Origin of the sequence: Pseudomonas sp. SJZ079 (assembly GCF_007993865.1) — a bacterium.
Lineage (GTDB): Bacteria > Pseudomonadota > Gammaproteobacteria > Pseudomonadales > Pseudomonadaceae > Aquipseudomonas.
Window position 1 is genome coordinate 33,775 of record NZ_VIUH01000007.1, and the last position, 22,452, is coordinate 56,226.

The following is a 22,452-nucleotide window of genomic DNA, read 5'->3' on the forward strand; positions in this document are numbered from 1 at the left end:
GTCATGTCTGGCAAACCTGCTGCCCGGGTCACCGACCCTACCGCCTGCCCCGTTCCAGGGCACGGCACTAACCCCATTACTGCCGGCTCGCCGGATGTGCTGTTCGACAACTTACCCGTCGCCCGCCAGGGCGACCCCACGGCCTGCGGCAGTGCCCTGGCCGGCAATGTGATGCCCAATGTACTGATCAACGGCATGCCGGCCACCACCCTCGGCAGCATAGGCAGCCACGGCAACGTGGTGATCGGTGGCTCCGGTAGCGTGGTCGTCGGCAACAGCCATACGCCCGCGCCGTTTACCCCGCCCACGCCATTGGCCAGCGCTGCGAGTGCCACCCAGGCCTTGGCCCCCAGCACGCCCTCTTTACCGCAAGGCCCCGCCGATACCCTCGCGCGCACTTGGCAAGAAGAGCCCGGCGACCCGGCACCGCTGGGCCTGGAGGAAGAGGACGAGGAAGAAGAACTGGAAGAACAAGTGCAACAGGGCATCACCCTGCGCATCGGCGTGTTCTTCGACGGCACCGGCAACAACCTGGCCAACGCCGCCGTGACCGAGCAATGCCGCCGCGACGACCGCGAGCTGCTGGACGAGAGCACCTTGCGGGAAATCGTCGAATACTGCGAAGCCCACGGTTTTACCAGCAGCGGCGGGGATAGCTTGTTCGACCAGGCCCCCGATAACAGCTACGGCAATGCGCCGAGCAATGTGGCGCGGCTTTATGATTTATATAGGGATGATTCGGGAAGAGCCTTGGAGCCAAGCACGGCAACGGGCTATCTCAAGGCGTATCTAGAGGGTATCGGCACCAGCAGCGGTGAAGCCGACTCGCTGTACAGCCAGGCCACCGGCCAGGGTGATACCGGGGTTGTCGCACGGGTCGAGCAAAGCCCGGCAGAAATCCAGAAACAACTGGTTCTCCTGCTCAGCAACAACCCTATTCTGCAAGTCGACAGTATCGAGTTCGATATCTTCGGCTTTAGCCGGGGCGCGGCGGCGGCCCGGCACTTCGCTAACGAGCTGCTCAAGCCGGAGGGTGGCCTGCTGGCGCAACTATTCCAGGCTGGCGCAGCCGGCCTGAGCGAGCAGTTTGACTGGGCGGCCCATAGCGCCATCAATTTTATCGGCCTGTTCGATACGGTGGCGGCCGTGGTCGATCCGGCCCAGGGCGATCTCAGCCCAGCCAACAACCACAACCCTGGGGTCAACCTCTACCTGCCACCCGGCTGCGCACGCAAGGTGTTGCAACTAGTCGCTCGTGACGAGCAGCGTTGGAACTTCGCCCTCAACAGCGTAGCCCCCGCGCATCAGGAAATCAGCCTGCCCGGCGTGCACTCGGATATCGGCGGCGGCTATCGCCCGCTGATGCTGGAGCGCTGCCTGCTCAGTCGCCCGCGTCGTTCCATCGTGCATACCGGTGTGGCCAATGATCACACAGTCGCCGCGCGGGAAACCTGGCGTGATTACCATGCCTGGGAGGCGCGCGGTCTACCCGGTCAGGGCCTGATGCGCCCGCGTATTTGGCGCAAGGCGCTGCCCTATGACCGGCGCAGCGGTGGCGAGCGGGAAGACGCGGTATACGCCACCCTGCCTATCGAACGGCGGGTGCGTGGTGAGCTGTCGTTGGTTTACCTGCGGGTAATGCGTGAGTTGGCGGTGCAACATAACGTGCCGTTGTTGTCCATTCCAGACACGCCGCAATTCGCCATTCCTGCTGATCTTGGGGCTATCGCCGACAAGCTTCTGGCCTATGCCCTGGGCAGTTCCCCCCATCTAACTGCCGATGACGAGCGCCTGCTCTGGGCGCGCTATATCCACCTGTCCGCCCACTGGACGCCGAGCAACGGCCTGCTGCTGAACAAGCCCGCACCCAACCGGCGGCTGGCCTATAACAACAAACCCCAGGAGGGCTACCCGCAATGAAGCGCCTATTACTGCTTGGCCTGGCCCTGCTGTTGAGCGGCTGCGCCAGCGGTCAGGGCAAGCCCAAGCTGCCATTCGATGCGTGGAGTGTTGGCGTATTAGCCCCTGAACATATGGAGGTGTGGATAGAAAGCGTGGACGTTATCGACCGGCGGGGATTGGTCTATGAACGGGTCAGTGGCGGCATCCCTTCTTATACTGGGATCGTTGCAGGCTGGCCTAAGGCTAAAGGCGGGGGGGGGGGCAAAAGCCTGCCCGGTATCGATTTGCCGGAAATCCTCTTCGTGCGCTGGCAGTCGCTGGTAGAGCCGAAGACTTACAACGTACGTATCAATATTCCCGAGTCAGTACGTAAAGCCATGGTGACCAAGGAGCAACCCGTCTGCCCCTGGAAAGGCGACTGGGGCAAGGAGGTGCTTAATGGCTATCGATACGCCATCACCATAGGCTTGGCTCCGGGCGGCATCGCCAAGGTGTGGCTGAGTGGGAGCTGTCTGGAACCCATCGAAATCGGACGTTTTGAAGGTGTTATCAGCAAGGTTGGGCCCAGCCTAGGGCAAAACGAAGGGCGCTATGCCTTGCCCCTTTCATCCGAGTCCAAAGCATATATCGAGCAGCACGGCATTCCCTACGGCTCCTGGTGAGGAGGGCAGACCTGCAAGCCATCCGCGAAAAACTCCTGGCCTACGCCTTGGGCAGCCGCTACCGGCTGACGACCGATGACGAGCGCCAGCTCTGGGCACGTTATATCCACCTGTCCGCCCACTGGACGCCGAGCAACGGCCTGCTGCTCAACAAGCCAGCGCCCAACCGGCGCCTGGCCTACAACAACAAACCCCAAGGGGGCTACCCGCAATGACCCGCCTAGTACTGCTCAGCCTGGCCCTGCTGCTGAGCGGCTGCGCCAGCGGCCAGGGCAAGCCCAAGCTGCCCTTCGATACCTGGTTTGTCGGGGTGTTTGCACCAGACCATATGGAGCTCTGGGTGGAAAGTGTGGATGTGATTGACCGGCGCGGGCTGGCGTATGAGCGCGTCATTGGTGGCATCCCTTCTTATTCCAGCACGGTGGAGGGCTGGCCGCCTCGGGTGGGCGGAGGCAAGGGCAAGAACCTGCCCGGCATCGACCTGCCGGAAATCATCTTCGTGCGCTGGCAATCGTTGGTGGAGCCGCAGACCTACAACGTGCGCATCAATATTCCAGAGTGGGTGCGCGAGGAAATGCTTAAACCACACTCGCCCTATTGCCGCTGGGATGGAAAGGTGGTCGACGGCCTGTACAGGCATGACATCACCATAGGCCTGGCTCCCGGTGGCATTGCCAAGGCCTGGGTCGGCGGCCCCTGCCTCGACCCCATCGAAATCGGCCGCTTCGAAGGTGTCATCAGCAAGGTCGGGCCTTATGGTGGGCAGTCGGGCGGCAAGCATCGCCCGCTTTCGGCAACATCAAAAGCCTATATCGACGTGCATGGCGTGCCATACGGCTCCTGGTAACACGACGTGTCCGGCAAGCGATTAGCGAAAAGGTCATGGCCTACGCCCTGGGCAGCCCCTACCGGCTGACCACCGATGACGAGCGCCTGCTCTGGGCGCGCTATATCCACCTGTCTGCCCACTGGACGCCGAGCAACGGCCTGCTGCTGAACAAGCCCGCCCCCAACCGGCGCCTGGCCTATAACAACAAACCCCAGGGGGACTATCCGCAATGACCCGCCTATTACTGCTCAGCCTGGCCCTGCTGCTGAGCGGCTGCGCCAGCGGCCAGGGCAAACCAAAACTTCCATTCGATGCCTGGTTTGTCGGCTTGTTAGCGCCTAACTACATGGAGGTCTGGATCGAGAGCGTGGATGTGATCGACCGGCGCGGGCTGGCTTATGAGCAGGTCTACCAGGGCATCTCAGCCATCCAGACTCCCCGCAACAATCAGGGCAAGCCTGCAGGGTGGCCAAAGCGGGTGGGCGGTGGTGCTGGCAAGAACCTGCCCGGCATCGACCTGCCGGAAATCATCTTCGTGCGCTGGCAATCGCTGGTGGAGCCGCAGACCTACAACGTGCGCATCAATATTCCGGGGTGGGTTCGTGAGGAAATGCTCAAGCCGGCGCGAGCCTACTGCAATTGGGATGGTAAATGGATCGATGGTCTTTATCGAAAGAACATTGCCATCGGCTTGGCGCCCGGAGGTATAGCCAAAGCCTGGGTGCTGGGCCCTTGCCTGGAGCCCATCGAAATCGGCCGTTTCGAAGGTGTCATCAGCAAGGTCGGGCCTGATCTGGGGAGAAGTAACGGGCAGTACGCCTTGCCGCTAACGCCGGAGTCCAAGGCTTATATCGAGACCCATGGCGTGCCATACGGCTCCTGGTAACACGACTCCAGCCTGCAAACCGATTAGCGGAAAGATCATGGCCTACTCCTTGGGCAGCCCCTACCGGCTGACCACCGATGACGAGCGCCAGCTATGGGCGAGCTATATCCACCTGTCTGCCCACTGGACGCCGAGCAAGGGCCTGCTGCTCAACAAGCCCGCCCCCAACCGGCGCCTGGCTTGCAACAACCCATACGGATGTAATACGGGGCGGACTGTACGGGCCATTGGATCCCCCGGTTTTTATCCGGCTACGATGTGGCTGTCAGCGTGGCGCTCAGCACGTCGACCTGCTCCTGACGCTCTGCCTGTTGCAGGCGGGCGCCTGGGTTGAGTGAGGACCATTCGGGATGGGCGCGCGCCCTGTGCAGCGCCTCTGGCAGCTTACCCTCCCGCCATAGTGCCTCCTGAGGCGCGGCCAGTTCGATGGCCTGCACCGCCGCATGGCCGCGGGCTTCCAGGGTTTGCAGGAGTAATTGTTGGCGCAGGGCGAGCAGGCGCAGCACGGCGTCGTCCACGGTCAGTTCGCGTTGGCCCTTGAGCTTGCCTCTCAGGCGGGAGCCGTAGCCGCGCAGGGTCTGCGCGCTGCCGCCGATCAGGGCGCCGAGGACGGCCGCGGCGCCGAGGGTGAGGCCGCCCACCAGCAGGTCGATGCCGACTCCGGTGGCGGCACCGGCGGCCATGCCACCACCGACCTTGACCCCGAGCTGCTTGAGGGTTTCCGGGTTGAACAGGTCATCACCCCAGCGCCCGTCGAGCAGCGGCAGCTCGCCGGCCTTGGCGTCTTCCGGGCGAAAGGCGTAGAGGCGCAGCAGGGCATCGACACAGCGTTGTTCGCGCTGGCGGATGGTCTCGCGCAGTGCGCGGATCGCGCCTTGTTCATGCGTGGCGTCGCTGGCCACGCTGCAGCGGTAGGCGGCGCAGTCGAGCAGCAGTTCGGCGATCAGGCGGGCACCGCTGTGCTGACGGGCCAGGCGTTGGCGTTCATGGTCGTCGATCAGCCGTTGCAGGGGCTCGCGGGCTTTTTCCTGCAGTAGGGCCAGGCTCTCATACAGGCGCCGTTCGCCATCCACTGGCGGCGCCACGCTGTCGAAGCGCACCAGCGCATGCAGGCCGAGCCGGGCCAGGGTCTCGCGCCACTCGTCTTCACGGTGATGGGCACTGGCGACGAAGTTCAGCACCGGCAGCAGCGGCCGGCCGCACAGGCTCAGCACCGCCAGTTCGTCGCGGTACTTGGCCAGCACCGGTTCGCGGGCGTCGATCACGTAGAGGCCAGCGTCCGAGGCCTGCAGCTGGCGCAGGACCTTGGCCTCTTGCTCGAAACGCTGACGCGCTTCGCTGCTGTCGAGAAAACGTGCCAGCCGGGCCGGGCCGTCCAGGCGTTCGCCGGGGCGATCCTGACGTTCCAGGTAGTCGAGCAGGGCGATGGCGTCTTCCAAACCAGGGGTATCGTACAGTTCCAGCAGCGCCTGGCCGTCCACCGACAGCCGCGCCCCTTCGACATGCTGGGTGGTGCTGGGCCGATGGGAGACTTCGCCGAAGCCGACATCGCGGGTCAGGGTGCGCAGCAGCGAGGTCTTGCCGACATTGGTGTGACCGACCACGGCCAATTTGAGGGGCTGACTCACGAGATAGTGCTCCGTAGCCCGGATGCAATCCGGGACAAGCAGGCGCTGATGTTCCCGGATTGCATCCGGGCTACGGTTTCAGTCATGACCCTGCTCCAGCCAGTTCAGCGGCGCGCTGTCGCTGTGCACCAGTTGCAACTGCTCCAGGGCTTGATGCCAATCGCCCAGGCGCGCGCTGTCGAGGGCTTCGCCCGGTGGCGGCGGCAATAACCAGATACGCGTGGCGCCAGCGCAACGGGCCAGCTCGGCGAGCAGCGCCAGGCTGCCGCGATCCGGTGAACGCCGCGGGTCGCAGGCAATGGCCAGGCGCGCCGGAGGGAAGCGGCTGAGTTGTTCGAGCAGGCGCTGGCGCTGCTCGCGGCTGTCGATCACCCCGGCGTTGGCGATGCTCTTGGGCAGTGCTGGCGGCCACGCGCGGCGGGTGTCCAGTTCAATGGCGACCAGCAGCGCGCCCTGGCTCTGCAGAGGCCCGGCGCCGGTTTGCGGCTGATGCAGCTGCGCCGGTGCCGCATCGCAGATGCCCAGGCGTTCGCTGCTTGGCTGCAGGCGTTCACGCAGCAGGCCGTAGCCGGGCAGCTCGGTATCCAGTTGCAGGGCCGCGCATCCCCGGCGCCAGCGCCACAGGCACAGCAGTGCCAGCAGCAGGCGCGGCAGCAGGCCATAGACCAGTAGCACGCCGACCAGCCAGCCGGCCCAGCTGTGGCGTGCCGCTTCGCTGAGCAGGGCGCTGTCGCCGCTGGCGCGGATCAGCTCGGCATCCGGCAGGGCGAACCCGAGCAGCGCCGGCAGCGTGCCGATGGCCTGGGTCAGGACGATAAAGGTCTGGCTGCCGAGAATCGTGCTTTCCCAGACGAAGCCATAGCGGCGGGTGGAGAGCAGCAGTAGCAGGGTCGCCAGGGCCGCGAGCGAGGCCAGCAGCCACAAGCCATGCACCAGCACACCCAGGCCCCAACGGCTCAAGCGTTGGCGCTGCAACAGTACCAGCAGCGCCGGCGCCAGTTGTGCGGCGCTGGCGTCACGGGCGAGTTTTTCGCTGAGCCATAGCCACAACCGGCCCAGGGCGCCGGCGTTGTCGCGCGTCAGGAGCAGGCCGAGGACCCAGCCGAGCAGCAACAGCAGGTTGAGGCCCAGCAGGCTGCCCAGGGCCCAGAACACATTGACCGGGCGCTGGCCGTCACCCAGGGCCGCGAGCGCGAGGCCGATGCCGCTGAGCAGGGCCAGCAGCAGTAAGGCGGCAAGCGCAAGTTGCGCGCCCTGGCGCCAATGCAACAGCGCCTGCCACTGGCCGTCGCGCTGGGCGAGGAACAGGGCGCGAGCCTGGATGCGCTGCGCCAGCGTGCCACCATCCGCTCGGGCGCGGCGGTTGGCCTCGTTGTCCTCGAGCAGGCCGGCGTGTTCTTCGCGCAGGCGAATCGCTTCGGTCAACCACAGACGATGCAGCTTGTTCGGAGCGGTGGCGGCAGTCACGCGGCGTCTCATTGGCTAGGTCAGGGTCTGAGCATAACCGTTGCAGCCGGGTTGGGCTAAGCCCAGCCAGGAAAGGCATGTGTTGGGCTTCGATTGCGACCGGTTCAACAGATGGGCGCCTGGCTGCGGTGGTGCCGGTCGCTCTGCTATGCTCGCGGCCATGAACACGACTCTCCCCCTCTGCCTGATCGCCGCCCTCGCGCAGAACCGCGTGATCGGCCGCGACAACCAAATGCCCTGGCACCTGCCGGCGGACCTCAAGCACTTCAAGGCCATGACCCTGGGTAAGCCGATCATCATGGGTCGCAAGACCTGGGACTCGCTCGGCCGGCCATTGCCGGGGCGGCTCAATCTGGTGGTCAGCCGCCAGCCCGGGCTGACCCTGGAGGGCGCCGAGGTCTTTGCTTCGCTGCCGGCGGCCATCGTCCGCGCCGATCAATGGGCGCGCGAACAGGGTGTCGACGAGCTGATGCTGATCGGTGGCGCGCAGCTGTACGAGCAAGGTCTGATGCAGGCCGAGCGGCTGTATCTGACCCGTGTCGAGCTCAGCCCCGAGGGCGATGCCTGGTTTCCGCGCTATGCCGAGAGCGATTGGCAGTTGGCGTCCAGCGTCGCCCATGAGGCGGTCGACGAGACGCCTGCCTATACCTTCGAGGTCTGGCAGCGGCGCTGATGGCGCCCGCCACCATCAGCATCTAGAAATGCAAAAGCCCGGCAGTGCGCCGGGCTTTTGCGTTGTCGCCGAGGTTTATTTAACCAGGCGCTCGAGCAGCTCTTTATCGCGTACCGCACCCTTGTCGGCGCTGGTGGCCAGCAGGGCGTAGGCCTTGAGCGCGGTGGTGACCTTGCGCGGGCGCACTTCGACCGGCTTCCAGCCTTTCTTGTCCTGTTCGTGACGGCGGTGGGCAATTTCCTCGTCGCTGACCAACAGGTTGATCGAACGCTCGTGGATGTTGATGAGGATCTTGTCGCCTTCGCGCACCAGGCCGATGGCGCCACCGGCAGCGGCTTCCGGCGAGGCGTGACCGATCGACAGGCCCGAGGTACCGCCGGAGAAGCGACCGTCGGTGAGCAGGGCGCAGGCCTTGCCCAGTCCCTTGGACTTCAGGTACGAGGTCGGGTAGAGCATTTCCTGCATGCCCGGGCCGCCCTTCGGGCCTTCGTAGCGGATGATGACGATGTCGCCTTCCTTGACTTCGTCATTGAGGATGCCGCGCACCGCGCTGTCCTGGCTCTCGAAGATCTTCGCGGTGCCTTCGAATACGTGGATCGACTCATCTACCCCTGCGGTCTTCACCACGCAGCCGTCCAGGGCGATGTTGCCGTACAGCACGGCGAGGCCGCCTTCCTGCGAGTAGGCGTGTTCGACGCTGCGGATGCAGCCGTTCTCGCGGTCGTCGTCGACCGTGTCCCAGCGGGTGCTCTGGCTGAATGCGGTCTGGGTCGGGATGCCGGCCGGGCCGGCACGGAAGAAGGTGTGCACGGCTTCATCGTCGGTCTGGGTGATGTCCCACTGGGCGATGGCATCGGCCATGGTCGCGCTGTGCACGGTCGGCAGGTCGGTGTGCAGCAGGCCGCCGCGGGCCAGCGAACCGAGAATGCTGAAGATGCCGCCGGCGCGGTGCACGTCTTCCATGTGGTATTTCTGGATGTTCGGCGCCACCTTGCACAGCTGCGGTACGCGGCGTGACAGGCGGTCGATGTCGCGCAGGTCGAAGTCGACTTCGCCTTCCTGGGCCGCGGCCAGCAGGTGCAGGATGGTGTTGGTCGAACCGCCCATGGCGATGTCCAGGGTCATGGCGTTTTCGAACGCCTTGAAGCTGGCGATGTTGCGCGGCAGGGCCGACTCGTCGCCGTCCTGATAGTAGCGCTTGCACAGCTCGACGGCGGTACGTCCGGCTTGCAGGAACAGTTGCTCGCGGTCGCTGTGAGTGGCCAGGGTCGAGCCGTTGCCGGGCAGGGCCAGGCCGAGGGCTTCCATCAGGCAGTTCATCGAGTTGGCGGTGAACATGCCGGAGCAGCTGCCGCAGGTCGGACAGGCGCTGCGCTCGTACTCGGCGACTTTCTCATCGCTGGCGCTGTCGTCGGCGGCGATCACCATGGCGTCGACCAGATCCAGGCCGTGGCTGGCCAGCTTGGTCTTGCCGGCTTCCATCGGCCCGCCGGAAACGAATACCACCGGAATGTTCAGGCGCAGGCTGGCCAGCAGCATGCCGGGGGTGATCTTGTCGCAGTTGGAGATGCACACGATGGCGTCGGCGCAGTGGGCGTTGACCATGTATTCGACGGAGTCGGCGATGATCTCGCGGCTCGGCAGCGAATAGAGCATGCCGTCGTGGCCCATGGCGATGCCGTCGTCGACGGCGATGGTGTTGAACTCCTTGGCCACGCCGCCGGCCTTCTCGATCTCGCGGGCGACCAGCTGGCCCATGTCCTTCAGGTGTACGTGGCCGGGCACGAACTGGGTGAAGGAGTTGGCGATGGCGATGATCGGCTTCTTGAAGTCTTCGTCCTTCATCCCTGTGGCGCGCCACAGGGCGCGGGCGCCGGCCATGTTGCGGCCGTGGGTAGAGGTTTTCGAACGATAATCAGGCATGGCGATAAGTCCTGCGGAGGCTAATCAGGTAGCGGCGGCTGAAAACGGCTGCGCTACGTTTGCAAAGGGCTGTTGCTGCGTATGGTGAGCCGGGTTCAGGCCCAAGGCAAACGGAAGTGACCGGTTGCGGGGCTGGCGGCGAGGTGGCGCGGGATCAGCGCTGGCTCGGCCGGGGCTTACAAGTCCGCCCAGGGTGGGGCAGGAGATGACCGATTCTAATCCCTGCGGGCGCTGCGGCGAAAGGTCGAGCTGACGCAGGCCAGGCCCTCGGCGTTGAGGGGGTAAGGCGCTGCGTCAGTCGCGCGGCCCATCGGCGCTCGGTCGTTGCGCGGTTGCCGTGGGTCCAGAGAGCGGGCTCGGCGTTAGCCTGCCAGTTGGCGCAACTTGCTCAGCTCGGCCGCCGGCAGCTGGATGCCGTGCAGTTCGGCCTGGGCGCGTTGCTGGTAGCGGCGGTCACCCGGTTGCCGCTGTTGACCGGCCTGGTGCATGCGGCCGATCAGCTGCTCGCAGCGCTCGGCGAAGTTGTTGCCGGCGCCATGGCTGGGGTCGATGACGATCAGCAGCTGGCCGGTCCAGGGCGTCTGCGCGCCGGGGTGGCCCGACCAGTCGAACTCGAAGGAGAAGTGTCCGCCGGTCAGCGCGGCGGCCAGCAGTTCGACCATCATCGACAGGGCCGAGCCCTTGTAGCCGCCGAAGGGGAGCAGGGCGCCGCCGTCGAGAATCGCCTTGGGGTCGCGGGTGGGCAGACCCTGCCGGTCGACGCCGTAGCCTTCCGGCAACTGGTGGCCCTCGCGGGCGGCGATCTGCACGTCGCCGTTGGCGATGGCGCTGGTGGCCAGGTCGAACACCAGCGGCTGGCCCTGTGCGCGCGGCGCGGCGAAGGCGATCGGGTTGGTGCCGAACAGCGCGCTATGGCCGCCGTGGGGCACCACGCAGGCGAAGCTGTTGACGAAGGACAGGGCGACCAATCCTCGCTGGGCGAAAGGCTCGACATCCGGCCAGAGCGCGGCGAAGTGGTGCGAGTTGCGGATCGCCAGCAGGGCGATACCCGCCGTTCTGGCCTTTGCTTCCAGCAGTGGCCGGGCGGCGGCCAGGGCTGGCTGGGCGAAGCCGCCACGCGCGTCGACGCGGACGAAGGCCGGCGCCAGGTCTTCCACCAGGGGCTCGGCCTGACCATCCACCCAGCCGCTGGCCAGGCTCGACAGGTAGCCGGGAATGCGGAAGATGCCATGGCTGTCGGAACCGTCGCGCTGAGCGCTGGCGCAGTTTTCCGCCAGGCAGCGGGCGACCTGGGGCGAGGTGCCGTGGTGCTCGAAGATGGCGGCGAGCAGCGCGCTCAGTTCGGCGAAGCTGATGCTTTCCATCGGGGCGTCGGGTGTCATGGGAGGCTTCTCCTGGGTGTTCTGAGCGGTGGTTGGGGCGCGCCTGGGTGCGCATGCTGGGTAGTGGTCACTATCTGGATATGCCAGTTATCTGTCAAATATTGACTGCATGACAGAAAACATTCATTTTAATCGTGAACGGGGAGTCACTCATGAATCAATCGATCAAGCAGCGTCTCGAGAACAGCCTGGAACATTCGGCCGCGTCGGGGCGTGCGATTGCCAATTACATGCTGGCCAATCTGCACGAGCTGCCTTTCCAGACTTCTGCCGCCATCGCCGACAAGCTCGGCTTGAGCGAGTCCACGGTCGGTCGCTTCTGCCGTTCCCTGGGCTATAGCCACTTCAAGGCCCTGAAGAATGACCTGAAGGATGACCTGGGCGATAGCCCCTGGTTGATCGGCGATCGCCTCAAGGAGTTCCATCGGCACAGTGGCGAGGACTCGCAGAGCGCCTCGCGCAGTCTCGAACTGGAAATCGCCTCGCTGGTGCAAGTCTACGAGCATAGCCGCAGCCCCCAGTGGCAGGCTGTGGCGCGGCGCCTGGCGACTGCCCCGCGGGTATTCGTCGCCGGTTTTCAGACCGAGCGCGGCATCGCCGTGTCGGCCGTGCATCTGCTGCAGTACCTGCGCGATGGGGTGCAGCTGGTCGATGGCGCGTCCGGGCATTTTGGCGAAGTGTTGCTGAGTCCGCCGGGGCAGGCCGCGCTGCTGGTGTTCGAGGCCCGTCGCTATTCGCAGCACGCCCAGCTGCTGTGTCGCAAGGCACGCGAGGCGGGCATCGCGGTGACCCTGGTGACCGACCCCTATTGCGAGTGGGCCGACAGCCATGCCGACGAGGTATTCCGTGTGCCCACCGAGATGAACCTGTTCTGGGAGTCGACGGCGTCGATGCTGTCGCTGGTCCATCTGCTGGTCAACGAGGTGTTCCGCAACCTGGGCCCAGAGGTCGAAGCGCGGTTGGACGCCACCGCCGCGCTGCATAACGAATTTGTCGGCTACACCACGTCGCCGGGATTCAGCAAAAAAAGCCATAACAACAACTAGAGGTGAAGCATGAATCGAGTCATGGGTTTGGCAACTGCGTGCGTATTGACCTTCAGCGCCATGAGCGCCGCGCAGGCAGAACCGCTGCGTATCGCCACCGAGGGGGCCTATCCGCCGTTCAACTACGTCGACTCGAACAATGAGCTGCATGGCTTCGATGTGGATATCGCCAGGGCGCTGTGCAGCCAGATGCAGGTGGAGTGCACCCTGGTCGCGCAGGACTGGGACGGCATCATCCCGGCCCTGATGGCCAAGAAATACGACGCCGTGGTGGCGTCCATGGTGGTGACCGAGGAGCGCCAGAAGCAGATCGGCTTCACCGATCGCTACTACCGCACCCGTCTGGCCGTGGCGGTGCAGAGTGACTCCACGCTGGCCGATACCACGCCGGCTGCGCTGGACGGCAAGGTCGTCGGCGCCCAGTCCTCCTCGACCCAGAGCATCTACGCCGAGGACATCTATGGCGCGGCCGGTGCCGAGGTCAAACTCTATCCGACCCAGGACGACGCCAACAGCGACCTGGCCAACGGCCGCCTGGATGCGGTGGTCAATGACAAGTTCCCGCTGCTCGATTGGTTGGCCAAGAGTGGCAAGGACTGCTGCAAGCTGCTTGGCGACATCCAGGGCAGCGACGACGATGTGGCCATCGCCGTGCGCAAGGACGATCAGGCCCTGCGTGAGCAGCTGAACAAGGCCCTGGCGGAGATTCGTGCCAACGGCACCTATGCGCAGATCGTCAGCCAGTATTTCCCCTTCGACATCTATTGATCGAGCGTGGCTGTCAGGCGCTTGCCTGAACCCAGTACGGCTCGTCCGCCCGTGACCCTTGGGGGCGCGGGCGGGCGAGCCCCTCGGCTTCGTGACTTGCCAGCATAGGCAGGACATTCAGAGGTTACCAAGATGCCGGAACCCTTCTCCCTACTTTTATTCGGCGACGGTGGCTGGGGCCTGACCCTGCTGGCCGGCGCCCTGGTGACTATTTCCCTGGCACTCTGCTGCCTGCCCCTGGGGCTGCCGCTGGGCCTGGCGGTAGCGGTGGCGGCGCGCTCGAACAAGCGCCTGCCGCGCGCGTTGTCCACGTTGTTCTCCACGGTGTTTCGCGGCCTGCCGGAGCTGCTCACCCTGCTGATCGTCTACTACGGTTGTCAGATCGGGGTGCAGAAGCTGCTGGCCTATTGGGGCTACAGCAGCGAAGTCAGCATCAATGCCTTCTTCACTGCGGTGATCGCCTTCGGCCTGGTGTTCGCCGCGTTTTCCAGCCAGGTCTGGCTGGCGGCCTTCAAGACCCTGGGCAAGGGCCAGTATGAGGCGGCCAGCGTGTTGGGCCTGTCGCGCTGGCAGACCTTCCGCAAGGTGGTACTGCCGCAGCTGGTGCGGGTCGCCCTGCCGGGGTTGTCGAATAACTGGCTGACCCTGCTCAAGGACACCTCGCTGGTCTCGACCATCTCGCTGGTCGACCTGATGCGCCAGACCAACCTGGCGGTGAGCGCGACCAAGGAGCCGATGCTGTTCTATTTCGCCGCCTGCCTGCTGTACCTGTTCTTCTCGGCGCTGTCCGGCCGGGTGTTCAGCTTCGCCGAGAAACGCTACAGCCTCGGACACAGGAGTGCGCAGTCATGAGCGCCACGGAACTGCTGCAGCTGTTCTTCGATCCCGAGCTGTTCGAACGCTACGGTGTACGCATGCTCGACGGTTTGCTAATCACCGCCAAGCTGGTGGCCATCTCCTTCAGCCTGGGGCTGGTGCTCGGGCTGCTGCTGGCGCTCGGGCGTCTGTCGCGCAACTCCGTGCTGCGCGGGGCGACCGGGGCCTATATCTACTTCTTCCGCGGCTCGCCGTTGCTGGCGCAGTTGTTCATGCTCTATTACGGCCTGGGTTCGTTTCGCGAGCTGTGGCAGGACCTGGGCCTGTGGTGGTTCTTCCGCGACGCCTGGTATTGCTCGCTGCTGGCCTTCACCCTGAATACCGCGGCCTACCAGGCGGAGATCCTGCGCGGCAGCCTGCAGGCCGTCGCCCGGGGTCAGCACGAAGCCGCTGCGGCACTGGGGCTGAGCCGGCGTACCACCTTCTTCAAGGTGGTACTGCCGCAATCGCTGCTGCTGGCCGTCGGTCCGCTGGGTAATGAGCTGATCCTGATGGTCAAGGCCAGTGCGATCGCCTCCCTGGTGACCATCTACGACCTGATGGGCATCACCAAACTGGCCTTCTCGCGCACCTTCGACTTCCAGCTCTACCTCTGGGCTGCGCTGTTGTACCTGCTGATCGTCGAGTGTATTCGGCGCTTGCTGCGGCGTATCGAGACGCGCCTGGGCCGGCATCTCGACACCTGAGTCGGGCCACTTTCGCTAACAGTCGCGCCCTGACCGGTGCGCGTGATTCAAGGATCTGTGCATGAACTGCGACACTATCGTTCTGGGCGCCGGCATCGTCGGCGTGTGTACCGCCCTCCACCTGCAGGCGCGCGGCCGCCAGGTGACGCTGGTTGACCTCAAGGACCCAGGCGAGGGCACCAGTTACGGCAATGCCGGGCTGATCGAGCGTTCCAGCGTGGTGCCCTACGCCTTTCCCCGCGAGTTTCTGCGCCTGCTGCGTTATGGGCTGAACCGTGAGTCGGACGTGCGTTACAGCCTCAGTCATTTACCCAAGGCGGCGCCCTGGTTGCTGAGTTTCTGGCGGCACTCGGCGCCCAAGCCGTTGGCCGCGGCGACCCAGGCCCTGCGCCCGTTGATCGAGCGTTGCGTGCTGGAGCATGACGCGCTGGTCGAGCAGGCCGGTCTCGAGCATCTGATTCGCGCCAATGGCTGGATCGAGATATTCCGCTGCCCGCGCGCCTTACACCGCGCGCAGCAGGAGGCGCAGGCGATGAGCGCCTATGGCCTGCATTTCGAGCTGCTGGACGCCGCACAGCTGCATGCCCGCGAAGCCAATCTATCGCCTGCCGTGTGCGGCGGCGTGCACTGGCTGGACCCGAAGACGGTCACCGATCCGGGCAACCTGACCAAGGGTTACGCGGCACTGTTCAGCCGGCGCGGCGGGCGGGTGCTCAAGGGCGACGCGCGCTCGCTGCGCACTGAGGCCGGCGCTTGGCAGCTGATGACCGCACAGGGCCTGCTGAGCGCGCGCGAGGTGGTGGTGGCCCTGGGGCCGGAGTCCAACGAGGTGTTGAAACCCTTGGGTTACCGGCTGCCCCTGGCGGTCAAGCGTGGTTACCACATGCACTACGCGGCCAATCGCGAGCTCAAGCATTCGCTGTGCGACACCCAGGGCGGTTACGTGTTGGCACCCATGGATCAGGGCATTCGCCTGACCACCGGTATCGAGTTCGCCGCCGCCGATGCGCCGGTCAACGAGATCCAGTTGCGCCGCGCCGAGGCACTGGCCCGCCAGGTGTTTCCCCTGGGCGAGCGCCTCGACCCGCAACCCTGGCTGGGCAAGCGCCCCTGCCTGCCGGACATGCTGCCGGTCATAGGGCCGGCGCCTAACCATCCCGGGCTCTGGCTGAACTTCGGTCATGCCCACCACGGCCTGACCCTGGGCCCGGTCAGTGGCCGCTTGCTGGCCGAGATGATGACCGGCGAACAGCCCTTTACCGACCCGGCCGCTTTCCGCGCCGAACGTTTCTCTTAAACCCGAACACCACAACAATAAGCGCCCGCCGAACGCCGCTCTCCCGCCCGGGAGGCCGGCGCCCAACGGGCCGCGATGGGAGCGAACTCGCATGCTTTCGACCAGCAGTCAGCCCGGCGCATTGGCGTCCACCCCAGCCTTGGCCCAGGCAGCGTCCCGCAGTCAGCCAGCCGTTGAGATTCAGGGCATGAGCAAGTGGTACGGGGCTTTTCAGGCGCTGCACGATATCGACCTCAGCGTGCAGCCGGGCGAGCGCATCGTGCTGTGCGGGCCCTCGGGCTCGGGCAAGTCGACCTTGATCCGTTGCATCAACCGGCTGGAAATCGCCGAGCAGGGGCGCATCCTGGTCGAAGGCAGCGATCTGTCTAAGGCCACCACCCAGGCGATCAAGGTGCGGCGGGAGATCGGCATGGTCTTCCAGCATTTCAACCTGTTCCCGCACATGAGCGTGCTGGACAACTGCAGCCTGGCGCCGATCAGCGTGCATGGCCTGAGCCGCAAGGCCGCCGAGGAACGGGCGCGGCACTACCTGGCCAAGGTGGGTATCGAAAACCAGGCGGACAAGTACCCCAGCCAGCTCTCAGGCGGCCAGCAGCAGCGGGTGGCCATCGCCCGGGCGCTGTGCATGCAGCCGCGGATCATGCTGTTCGATGAGCCGACCTCGGCGCTTGACCCGGAGATGGTCAGCGAGGTGCTGGATGTCTTGGTCAAGCTGGCCGACAGCGGCATGACCATGCTCTGCGTCACCCACGAGATGGGCTTCGCCCGGCAGGTGGCGCAGCGTGTGCTGTTCCTCGATGGCGGACGGATCGTCGAGGACAGCCCGCCCGAGACCTTCTTCAATGCGCCGAAAAGCCCGCGGGCGCAGGCTTTTCTGACCCAGATCCTGCACTGAGTTGATGGCGGCCGGTTAGCTGTTGGGCAGCAGGCGGCAGGTCAGGCTCTTGATGTAACGGGTCTCGGCGATCGCCGGGTGGATCGGATGATCCGGGCCCTGGGCACCGCGCTCGAGCAGCTGGATGTTGCGGTCCAGATGACGGGCGCTGGTCAGCAGGATGTTCTGCAGGTCGTCTTCCGGTAGGTGCATGGAGCACGACGCGCTGACCAGGATGCCGTCCTTGTTGAGCAGGCGCATGGCCTGTTCATTGAGGCGACGGTAGGCGGCTTCGCCGTTCTTCATGTCCTTCTTGCGCTTGATGAAGGCGGGTGGATCGACGATCACCACGTCGAAGCGCTCCTCGGCGGATTTCAGCTCTTTCAGCGCGGCGAACACGTCGCCTTCCACGCACACCACCTGCTCGGCCACACCGTTCAGGGTGGCGTTGCGCTCCACACCGTCCAGGGCGAAACCGGAGGCATCGACGCACATCACTTCAGTGGCGCCGAAGGCCGCGGCCTGCACGCCCCAGCCGCCGATGTAGCTGAACAGGTCGAGCACGCGCTTGCCTTTGACGTAGGGCGCCAGACGCGCGCGGTTCATGCGGTGGTCATAGAACCAGCCGGTCTTCTGGCCCTCGATTACCGGCGCCTCGAACTTCACCCCGTTCTCTTCCAGCGCCACCCACTCCGGCACCACACCGAAGGCGGTGGTCACGTAGCGCTCGAGGCCTTCGGCGTCGCGCGCGGCGGAGTCGTTCTTGAGCAGGATGCCGCTCGGCTTGCACACCTGGACCAGCGCGGCGAGTACCTCGTCCTTGTGCCGCTCCATGGTCGCCGAGGCCAACTGCACCACCAGGATGTCGAAGAAACGGTCGACCACCAGGCCCGGCAACAGGTCGGAGTCGCCATACACCAGGCGGTAGCAGGGCTGGTCGAACAGGCGCTCGCGCAGGCTCAGGGCGACGTTGATGCGGTGCACCAGCAGCGACTTGTCGAGCACGTGCTTGACGTCGCGCGACAGCAGGCGGGCGCAGATCAGGTTGTTCGGGCTCATGGCGACCACGCCCAGCGGTTTGCCGCCAGCGGCCTCGAGAATCGCCTGGTCGCCGGCGGCAAAGCCGTTCAGCGGGGTGGCGGCGACATCGATTTCATTGCTGTAGACCCACAGGTGACCGGCGCGCAGGCGTCGATCGGCGTTGGCTTTCAGGCGCAGGCTGGGCAGGGACATGGGGGCGCTCTCCGGAAAAGGGCCGGGATTATAGCGTAGGGTGGATTAGCCACGCAGTGGCGTAATCCACCAAAGGTGTCACGCCTGGCGCCGCACCCGTTTTCTTGCAGGGCAGGGGCGCGACCCAAGGCCCATTCCGGCTACACTCTGGCCTTCTGCCATCCACCTTGTCGACTCGCCATGGCCCAAGAACTCAGCGCCGCACAGATTCAAAAAGTCCTGCAAGGCATCAGTGTTCCGCCACAACCGCAAATCATGGTCGACCTGCAGATGGAGCAGGTCATGCCCAACCCGGACCTGCGCAGCATTGCCAAGCTGATCAGCCAGGACCCGGGCCTGTCCGGGGCGCTGCTGAAGCTCGTCAACTCGCCGTTCTATGACCTGGCCAACCGTATTGTCTCGATTCAGCAGGCGGTCAACCTGCTCGGCTGCGACACGGTGATCAACCTGATCAATGCGCAGTCGATCAAGGGCGAGTTGAGCGATGAGGCCATAGTCACCCTCAGCCGCTTCTGGGACAGTGCCCAGGATGTGGCCATGACCTGCCTGACCCTGGCCAAGCGCATCGGCCACCAGGCGCCGGACGAGGCCTACACCCTGGGCTTGTTCCACAACTGCGGCATTCCGCTGATGGTCAAGCGCTTCCCCGATTACATGACGGTGCTGGAAGAAGCCTATTACAGCGCCAGTGCCGAGCACCGCGTGGTCGACACCGAGAACCGTCTGCTCAACACCAATCACGCGGTGGTCGGCTACTTCACCGCCAAGTCGTGGAACCTGCCACTGCACCTGTGCGAGGCCATCGCCAGTCATCACAACGCCTTGTCGATCTTCAGCGACGACTCCGGTCGCGACGCGCCGTTGAAAACCCTGTTGGCGATTCTGAAGATGGCCGAGCACATCTGCGAGAGCCATCGGGTGCTCGGCAATCAGGCCGATGACCATGAATGGCAGAGCATCGAGCGGCTGGTGCTGGAGTATGTCGGCCTGTCCGAATACGACTTCGAGAACCTGCGCGAGAGCATCCGCGAGCTGGGTACGGTCTAACGAAGCCGAGCGCATTGCTGCTAAGGTAATGCCTTGACGTCCCGCTTCCTCCGCTCGATTGATGACCCATGCCCGAACTGCCAGAAGTTGAAACCACCCGCCGCGGTATCGCCCCCTATCTCGAAGGCCAACGGGTCAGCCGGGTCATAGTGCGCGAGCGGCGTTTGCGCTGGCCGATTCCGGAAGACCTCGATGTGCGGCTGTCCGGCCAGGTTATCGAGTGTGTCGAACGGCGCGCCAAGTACTTGTTGATCAAGGCCGAGACCGGCAGCCTGATCAGCCACCTGGGCATGTCCGGCAGCCTGCGTCTGGTCGAGTGCGGTCTGCCGGCGGCCAAGCACGAGCACGTGGACATCGAGCTGGAGTCCGGCCTGGCCCTGCGCTACACCGACCCACGCCGCTTCGGCGCGCTGCTGTGGAGCGTCGACCCCCTGCAGCACGTGCTGCTCAGCAAACTCGGCCCCGAGCCCCTGACCGAGCTGTTCGATGGCGAGCGCCTGTACCAGCTGTCGCGCGGGCGGAGCATGGCGGTCAAGCCGTTCATCATGGACAACGCGGTGGTGGTCGGGGTCGGCAATATCTACGCGACCGAGGCGCTGTTTGCCGCCGGCATCGACCCGCGCCGCGAGGCCGGGACGATTTCCCGGGCGCGTTACCTGAAGCTGACAGCGGCGATCAAGCGCATCCTCGCCCATGCCATCGAGCGCGGCGGCACCACCCTGCGCGATTTCGTCGGCGGCGATGGCCAGCCCGGTTATTTCCAGCAGGAGCTGTTCGTCTACGGGCGCGGCGGCGAGTTCTGTAAGAACTGCGGGAGCACCCTGCGCGAGGTCAAGCTGGGCCAGCGCGCCAGCGTCTACTGTCCACGCTGCCAACGCTGAGCTCGTGCCGCCTTCGCATGCTTGCCATTGTGCGTGGGGGACTGGTCGCGATCGACGAGAAACCGAGGGCCTTTTCCGCGCTGGCCACTGCAAAACACTGTGGTGCGTCTTTTATAGCGATTGACGGCCGTCACGCTGACAATTGCCGGAGCGCTGTTATAGTTACTGCCACCGACTTCGAATAGCTGAAGGATCGCCCCATGAAACTGTTTCGCTCAACCGCTGTTGTCCTGGCGCTGACCACTGGCCTGCTGGCGCTGCCGGCGCAGGCGGAAATGGTGCAGCAGAACACCAGTGGCGACCCGCTATACACCGCCAATGCACCCAAGGGTTACGCCATGATCGGCGACCTGATTATCGCCCGCCCGTTGCTGATTGGTGCCACCGCGCTGGGTGTCGTGGCCTTCGTCGTCAGCCTGCCGTTCAGCGCCTTGGGCGGGAACGTCGAAGAGGCCGCCCAGTCTCTGGTGGTCGAGCCTGGAAAAGCCGCGTTCGTGCGCTGCCTGGGCTGCACCAGCAGCGGTTATAACCGCGACTGAGGCAACACCTGAACAAAAGAGCCGGCTACGACGCCGGCTTTTTTGTGGCTGAAAATTGGCTGAGCGCCCTATCTGGCAGACGCTGTGATGGCGCGGAAACTGTTCTGCAGGGTCTGTTGGCTCATTCGGGAAGGATCGCGCTGGTGCCAATGCCGCGTGGGTCGCTGGCCGCCTCGACCCGCTTATTCTGCTTGTTCCAGAACAGCACCTGTTGGTTGCCGTAGCTCCGGTCGAGGGCCTTGAGCTGGTGGCCGCGAGCCTGCAAGTCGGCGATTTGCGCCGGGCTGAAGGTGTCGGGCTCGTGCTGGATCTGGTCCGGCAGGTACTGGTGGTGATAGCGCGGGACGCTGGGCCAGCGTGCGATGGGCTGGCCGTCGAGGTATTCGAGGATGGCCAGCAGCACCATGCTCGGGATGCGGCTGCCGCCAGGGGTGCCGAAGCTGGCGAACTCGCCGGGGCTTTCGATAAAGGTCGGGCTCATGCTCGACAGCGGGCGTTTGCCGGCGGCGATGGCGTTGGCATGACTGCCGGCCAGGCCGTAGGCGTTGGCGCCCTGCACGTCGGCGGCGAAATCGTCCATTTCATCGTTGAGCAGCACCCCGGTGCCGGGCACGGTAAAGGCCGCGCCGAACGGCAGATTGACCGACAGGGTGGCGGCCACCGCGTTGCCGGCGGCGTCGAGCACCGAGAAATGCGTGGTGTGATTGCCTTCTTTCCAGCTGCCGGCGGGCGGCAGGCTGGCGCTGGGCGTGGCCTGTTGCGGGTCGATGCTGAGCGCCAGGCGCTTTAAATAGTCGGGCTCCAGCAGCTGCGCCGTCGGGTTCGCCACGAAATCGGGGTCGCCGAGCAGGCCGCGATCACGATAGGCGCGGCGCAGCGATTCGACCACGAAATGCGTGCGCTGCACCGGCTCGGCCTGACGCCAGGGCAGGCGTTGCAGCATCAGCAGGCTTTGCGCGATGGCCAGGCCACCGGCCGAGGGCGGCGGCGCGCTGATCAGCTCGCGGCCTTCGTCCAGGCCGATGCGCAGGGGTTGGCGCTCGACGATGCGATATTCGCTGAGGTCGCGCAGCGACCAGATGCCCCCAGCCTTGCGCACGCCGCTGACCAGTCGTTCGGCGACCTCCCCGGCGTAGAAACCGGCATGACCCTCGCGAGCCAGCAGCTGCAGGGTGTGCGCCAGTTCTGGCTGGCGTAGCAGGCTGAATTCCTCGGGGATTTCGCCCTGGTCGAGGAACAGCCGTGCGCTTTCGGGATCGTCGCGCAGCGCGGCCAGGCGCCAGCTGGCCCGTTCACGGTAGACCCGGTCGATGGCCACGCCGTCACGCGCCAGGCGTATGGCGGGCGTCAGGCTGTCTTTCAGGGGCAGGCGACCGAAACGCTGCGCCAGTTCCACCAGCGCGGCGGGCAGGCCGGGGATCGCCGCGGCCAGCGGGCCATTCAGGGACAGGTCCGCCTGCACCTGGCCGTTACGACGGTACAGGTCGGCATGGGCGGCCTGCGGCGCCCGCTCGCGTGCATCGATGAAGCGGTAGGTCGGCTGCTCGCCCGCTTCGCGCAGGAGGAAGAAGCCACCGCCGCCGAGGCCCGAGCTGTAGGGTTCCACCACCGCCAGGGCGGCGCTGATGGCCACCGCCGCATCGAAGGCATTGCCACCCATCGCCAGGGTTTCCAGGCCGGCAACGGTGGCGGCGGGGTGGGCGCTGGCGATGGCGGCGCGGCCGGGTTGCTCGGCCGCCTGCAGGCCGAGGGCGAGCAGCAGAGCCAGCGCGCCGGCGAGGGCGCGCCAAGGGGCAAGGTTGCGGCTCAGGCGGCGCATGGCTTAACGGGCCGTTGAAACGCGTCGCGAGCGC

The 22,452-nt window shown here is 65.3% G+C and carries 22 protein-coding genes; 16 read left to right on the forward strand and 6 right to left on the reverse strand.

The genetic code is table 11. The features are described from left to right. The first annotated feature begins 3 nt into the window (after positions 1–3). Genes FBY03_RS08855 through FBY03_RS08880 form a run of 6 tightly spaced genes read left to right on the forward strand, consistent with a single transcriptional unit; the run spans position 4 to position 4,279 of the window. Positions 4–1,920 carry a phospholipase effector Tle1 domain-containing protein gene (locus FBY03_RS08855; RefSeq protein WP_147171830.1) on the forward strand — a complete coding sequence of 639 codons (1,917 nt, stop codon included), beginning with the start codon at positions 4–6 and terminating at the stop codon, positions 1,918–1,920. After that, the gene (locus tag FBY03_RS08860) at positions 1,917–2,564 is read left to right on the forward strand and encodes a DUF2931 family protein (protein WP_147171831.1); all 648 of its coding nucleotides are present in this window, start codon (positions 1,917–1,919) and stop codon (positions 2,562–2,564) included. Before FBY03_RS08855 ends, FBY03_RS08860 begins: the two co-directional genes overlap by 4 nt. Then, on the forward strand, positions 2,561–2,779 hold the full coding sequence (locus FBY03_RS08865) for a hypothetical protein (protein WP_147171832.1): 219 nt from the start codon (positions 2,561–2,563) through the stop codon (positions 2,777–2,779). Before FBY03_RS08860 ends, FBY03_RS08865 begins: the two co-directional genes overlap by 4 nt. Beyond that, positions 2,776–3,411 carry a DUF2931 family protein gene (locus tag FBY03_RS08870; RefSeq protein WP_147171833.1) on the forward strand — a complete coding sequence of 212 codons (636 nt, stop codon included), beginning with the start codon at positions 2,776–2,778 and terminating at the stop codon, positions 3,409–3,411. The genes FBY03_RS08865 and FBY03_RS08870 overlap by 4 nt, the downstream gene beginning before the upstream one ends. A gap of 35 nt (positions 3,412–3,446) precedes the next feature. Beyond that, complete coding sequence (locus tag FBY03_RS08875; protein ID WP_147171834.1) at positions 3,447–3,626, forward strand: hypothetical protein; 180 nt, start codon at positions 3,447–3,449, stop codon at positions 3,624–3,626. Next, positions 3,623–4,279: a DUF2931 family protein gene (locus tag FBY03_RS08880; RefSeq protein ID WP_147171835.1), complete on the forward strand. Its 657-nt coding sequence runs from the start codon at positions 3,623–3,625 to the stop codon at positions 4,277–4,279. The genes FBY03_RS08875 and FBY03_RS08880 overlap by 4 nt, the downstream gene beginning before the upstream one ends. Before the next feature lie 251 nt (positions 4,280–4,530). On the opposite strand, the gene FBY03_RS08885 is transcribed toward FBY03_RS08880, so the two are convergent. Continuing rightward, complete coding sequence (locus FBY03_RS08885; protein ID WP_147171836.1) at positions 4,531–5,907, reverse strand: GTPase/DUF3482 domain-containing protein; 1,377 nt, start codon at positions 5,905–5,907, stop codon at positions 4,531–4,533. A gap of 78 nt (positions 5,908–5,985) precedes the next feature. Continuing rightward, the gene (locus tag FBY03_RS08890; RefSeq protein WP_178090606.1) at positions 5,986–7,386 is read right to left on the reverse strand and encodes a DUF2868 domain-containing protein; all 1,401 of its coding nucleotides are present in this window, start codon (positions 7,384–7,386) and stop codon (positions 5,986–5,988) included. A 136-nt stretch (positions 7,387–7,522) separates the two neighbouring features. Here FBY03_RS08890 and FBY03_RS08895 point away from each other — a divergent pair, with 136 nt between their 5' ends. Next, the gene (locus FBY03_RS08895; protein ID WP_147171838.1) at positions 7,523–8,047 is read left to right on the forward strand and encodes a dihydrofolate reductase; all 525 of its coding nucleotides are present in this window, start codon (positions 7,523–7,525) and stop codon (positions 8,045–8,047) included. Between the two features lie 75 nt (positions 8,048–8,122). On the opposite strand, the gene ilvD is transcribed toward FBY03_RS08895, so the two are convergent. Then, positions 8,123–9,970 (reverse strand): dihydroxy-acid dehydratase, encoded by a 1,848-nt coding sequence (gene ilvD / locus FBY03_RS08900; RefSeq protein ID WP_147171839.1) that lies wholly within the window; start codon positions 9,968–9,970, stop codon positions 8,123–8,125. A gap of 362 nt (positions 9,971–10,332) precedes the next feature. Then, positions 10,333–11,352 carry an Ldh family oxidoreductase gene (locus FBY03_RS08905; protein ID WP_147171840.1) on the reverse strand — a complete coding sequence of 340 codons (1,020 nt, stop codon included), beginning with the start codon at positions 11,350–11,352 and terminating at the stop codon, positions 10,333–10,335. Positions 11,353–11,504: 152 nt separating this feature from the next. On the opposite strand from FBY03_RS08905, the gene FBY03_RS08910 reads away from it, so the two are divergent. The 6 genes from FBY03_RS08910 (at position 11,505) to FBY03_RS08935 (ending at position 16,920) form a co-directional block, all read left to right on the forward strand. Then, positions 11,505–12,398 carry a MurR/RpiR family transcriptional regulator gene (locus FBY03_RS08910; protein WP_147171841.1) on the forward strand — a complete coding sequence of 298 codons (894 nt, stop codon included), beginning with the start codon at positions 11,505–11,507 and terminating at the stop codon, positions 12,396–12,398. A gap of 9 nt (positions 12,399–12,407) precedes the next feature. Further along, the gene (locus FBY03_RS08915) at positions 12,408–13,166 is read left to right on the forward strand and encodes an ABC transporter substrate-binding protein (protein WP_147171842.1); all 759 of its coding nucleotides are present in this window, start codon (positions 12,408–12,410) and stop codon (positions 13,164–13,166) included. A gap of 132 nt (positions 13,167–13,298) precedes the next feature. Then, complete coding sequence (locus FBY03_RS08920; protein WP_147171843.1) at positions 13,299–14,018, forward strand: ABC transporter permease; 720 nt, start codon at positions 13,299–13,301, stop codon at positions 14,016–14,018. Then, complete coding sequence (locus FBY03_RS08925) at positions 14,015–14,728, forward strand: ABC transporter permease (RefSeq protein ID WP_147171844.1); 714 nt, start codon at positions 14,015–14,017, stop codon at positions 14,726–14,728. The genes FBY03_RS08920 and FBY03_RS08925 overlap by 4 nt, the downstream gene beginning before the upstream one ends. 61 nt (positions 14,729–14,789) lie before the next feature. Beyond that, positions 14,790–16,025 carry an FAD-binding oxidoreductase gene (locus tag FBY03_RS08930; protein ID WP_147171845.1) on the forward strand — a complete coding sequence of 412 codons (1,236 nt, stop codon included), beginning with the start codon at positions 14,790–14,792 and terminating at the stop codon, positions 16,023–16,025. Positions 16,026–16,212: 187 nt separating this feature from the next. Then, the gene (locus FBY03_RS08935) at positions 16,213–16,920 is read left to right on the forward strand and encodes an amino acid ABC transporter ATP-binding protein (protein WP_256677899.1); all 708 of its coding nucleotides are present in this window, start codon (positions 16,213–16,215) and stop codon (positions 16,918–16,920) included. Between the two features lie 15 nt (positions 16,921–16,935). Here FBY03_RS08935 and FBY03_RS08940 read toward each other — a convergent pair whose 3' ends face one another. Beyond that, a complete protein-coding gene (locus tag FBY03_RS08940) occupies positions 16,936–18,132 on the reverse strand; it encodes a class I SAM-dependent rRNA methyltransferase (RefSeq protein ID WP_147171847.1) in 1,197 nt (398 codons plus the stop codon). A gap of 180 nt (positions 18,133–18,312) precedes the next feature. Here FBY03_RS08940 and FBY03_RS08945 point away from each other — a divergent pair, with 180 nt between their 5' ends. The 3 genes from FBY03_RS08945 to FBY03_RS08955 all read left to right on the forward strand — a co-directional run bounded on the left by FBY03_RS08945 (position 18,313) and on the right by FBY03_RS08955 (position 20,599). Next, positions 18,313–19,179, forward strand: a complete 867-nt coding sequence (locus tag FBY03_RS08945; RefSeq protein ID WP_147171848.1) for an HDOD domain-containing protein — start codon at positions 18,313–18,315, stop codon at positions 19,177–19,179. Positions 19,180–19,247: 68 nt separating this feature from the next. Further along, positions 19,248–20,060: a bifunctional DNA-formamidopyrimidine glycosylase/DNA-(apurinic or apyrimidinic site) lyase gene (mutM, locus tag FBY03_RS08950; protein ID WP_147171849.1), complete on the forward strand. Its 813-nt coding sequence runs from the start codon at positions 19,248–19,250 to the stop codon at positions 20,058–20,060. Between the two features lie 200 nt (positions 20,061–20,260). Continuing rightward, the gene (locus FBY03_RS08955) at positions 20,261–20,599 is read left to right on the forward strand and encodes a multidrug transporter (RefSeq protein WP_147171850.1); all 339 of its coding nucleotides are present in this window, start codon (positions 20,261–20,263) and stop codon (positions 20,597–20,599) included. A gap of 121 nt (positions 20,600–20,720) precedes the next feature. Here the strand turns inward: FBY03_RS08955 and ggt are convergent, their stop codons facing one another. Continuing rightward, on the reverse strand, positions 20,721–22,418 hold the full coding sequence (gene ggt, locus FBY03_RS08960; protein ID WP_147171851.1) for a gamma-glutamyltransferase: 1,698 nt from the start codon (positions 22,416–22,418) through the stop codon (positions 20,721–20,723). Between the last annotated feature and the right edge of the window lie 34 nt (positions 22,419–22,452).

Coding starts and splice junctions, on each gene's coding strand:
- FBY03_RS08855 (WP_147171830.1), top strand. CDS start 4: ATGTCTGGCAAACCTGCTGCCCGGGTCACCGACCCTACCGCCTGCCCC.
- FBY03_RS08860 (WP_147171831.1), top strand. CDS start 1,917: ATGAAGCGCCTATTACTGCTTGGCCTGGCCCTGCTGTTGAGCGGCTGC.
- FBY03_RS08870 (WP_147171833.1), top strand. CDS start 2,776: ATGACCCGCCTAGTACTGCTCAGCCTGGCCCTGCTGCTGAGCGGCTGC.
- FBY03_RS08875 (WP_147171834.1), top strand. CDS start 3,447: ATGGCCTACGCCCTGGGCAGCCCCTACCGGCTGACCACCGATGACGAG.
- FBY03_RS08880 (WP_147171835.1), top strand. CDS start 3,623: ATGACCCGCCTATTACTGCTCAGCCTGGCCCTGCTGCTGAGCGGCTGC.
- FBY03_RS08890 (WP_178090606.1), bottom strand. CDS start 7,386: ATGAGACGCCGCGTGACTGCCGCCACCGCTCCGAACAAGCTGCATCGT.
- FBY03_RS08895 (WP_147171838.1), top strand. CDS start 7,523: ATGCTCGCGGCCATGAACACGACTCTCCCCCTCTGCCTGATCGCCGCC.
- ilvD (WP_147171839.1), bottom strand. CDS start 9,970: ATGCCTGATTATCGTTCGAAAACCTCTACCCACGGCCGCAACATGGCC.
- FBY03_RS08905 (WP_147171840.1), bottom strand. CDS start 11,352: ATGACACCCGACGCCCCGATGGAAAGCATCAGCTTCGCCGAACTGAGC.
- FBY03_RS08910 (WP_147171841.1), top strand. CDS start 11,505: ATGAATCAATCGATCAAGCAGCGTCTCGAGAACAGCCTGGAACATTCG.
- FBY03_RS08915 (WP_147171842.1), top strand. CDS start 12,408: ATGAATCGAGTCATGGGTTTGGCAACTGCGTGCGTATTGACCTTCAGC.
- FBY03_RS08920 (WP_147171843.1), top strand. CDS start 13,299: ATGCCGGAACCCTTCTCCCTACTTTTATTCGGCGACGGTGGCTGGGGC.
- FBY03_RS08925 (WP_147171844.1), top strand. CDS start 14,015: ATGAGCGCCACGGAACTGCTGCAGCTGTTCTTCGATCCCGAGCTGTTC.
- FBY03_RS08930 (WP_147171845.1), top strand. CDS start 14,790: ATGAACTGCGACACTATCGTTCTGGGCGCCGGCATCGTCGGCGTGTGT.
- FBY03_RS08935 (WP_256677899.1), top strand. CDS start 16,213: ATGAGCAAGTGGTACGGGGCTTTTCAGGCGCTGCACGATATCGACCTC.
- FBY03_RS08940 (WP_147171847.1), bottom strand. CDS start 18,132: ATGTCCCTGCCCAGCCTGCGCCTGAAAGCCAACGCCGATCGACGCCTG.
- FBY03_RS08945 (WP_147171848.1), top strand. CDS start 18,313: ATGGCCCAAGAACTCAGCGCCGCACAGATTCAAAAAGTCCTGCAAGGC.
- mutM (WP_147171849.1), top strand. CDS start 19,248: ATGCCCGAACTGCCAGAAGTTGAAACCACCCGCCGCGGTATCGCCCCC.
- FBY03_RS08955 (WP_147171850.1), top strand. CDS start 20,261: ATGAAACTGTTTCGCTCAACCGCTGTTGTCCTGGCGCTGACCACTGGC.
- ggt (WP_147171851.1), bottom strand. CDS start 22,418: ATGCGCCGCCTGAGCCGCAACCTTGCCCCTTGGCGCGCCCTCGCCGGC.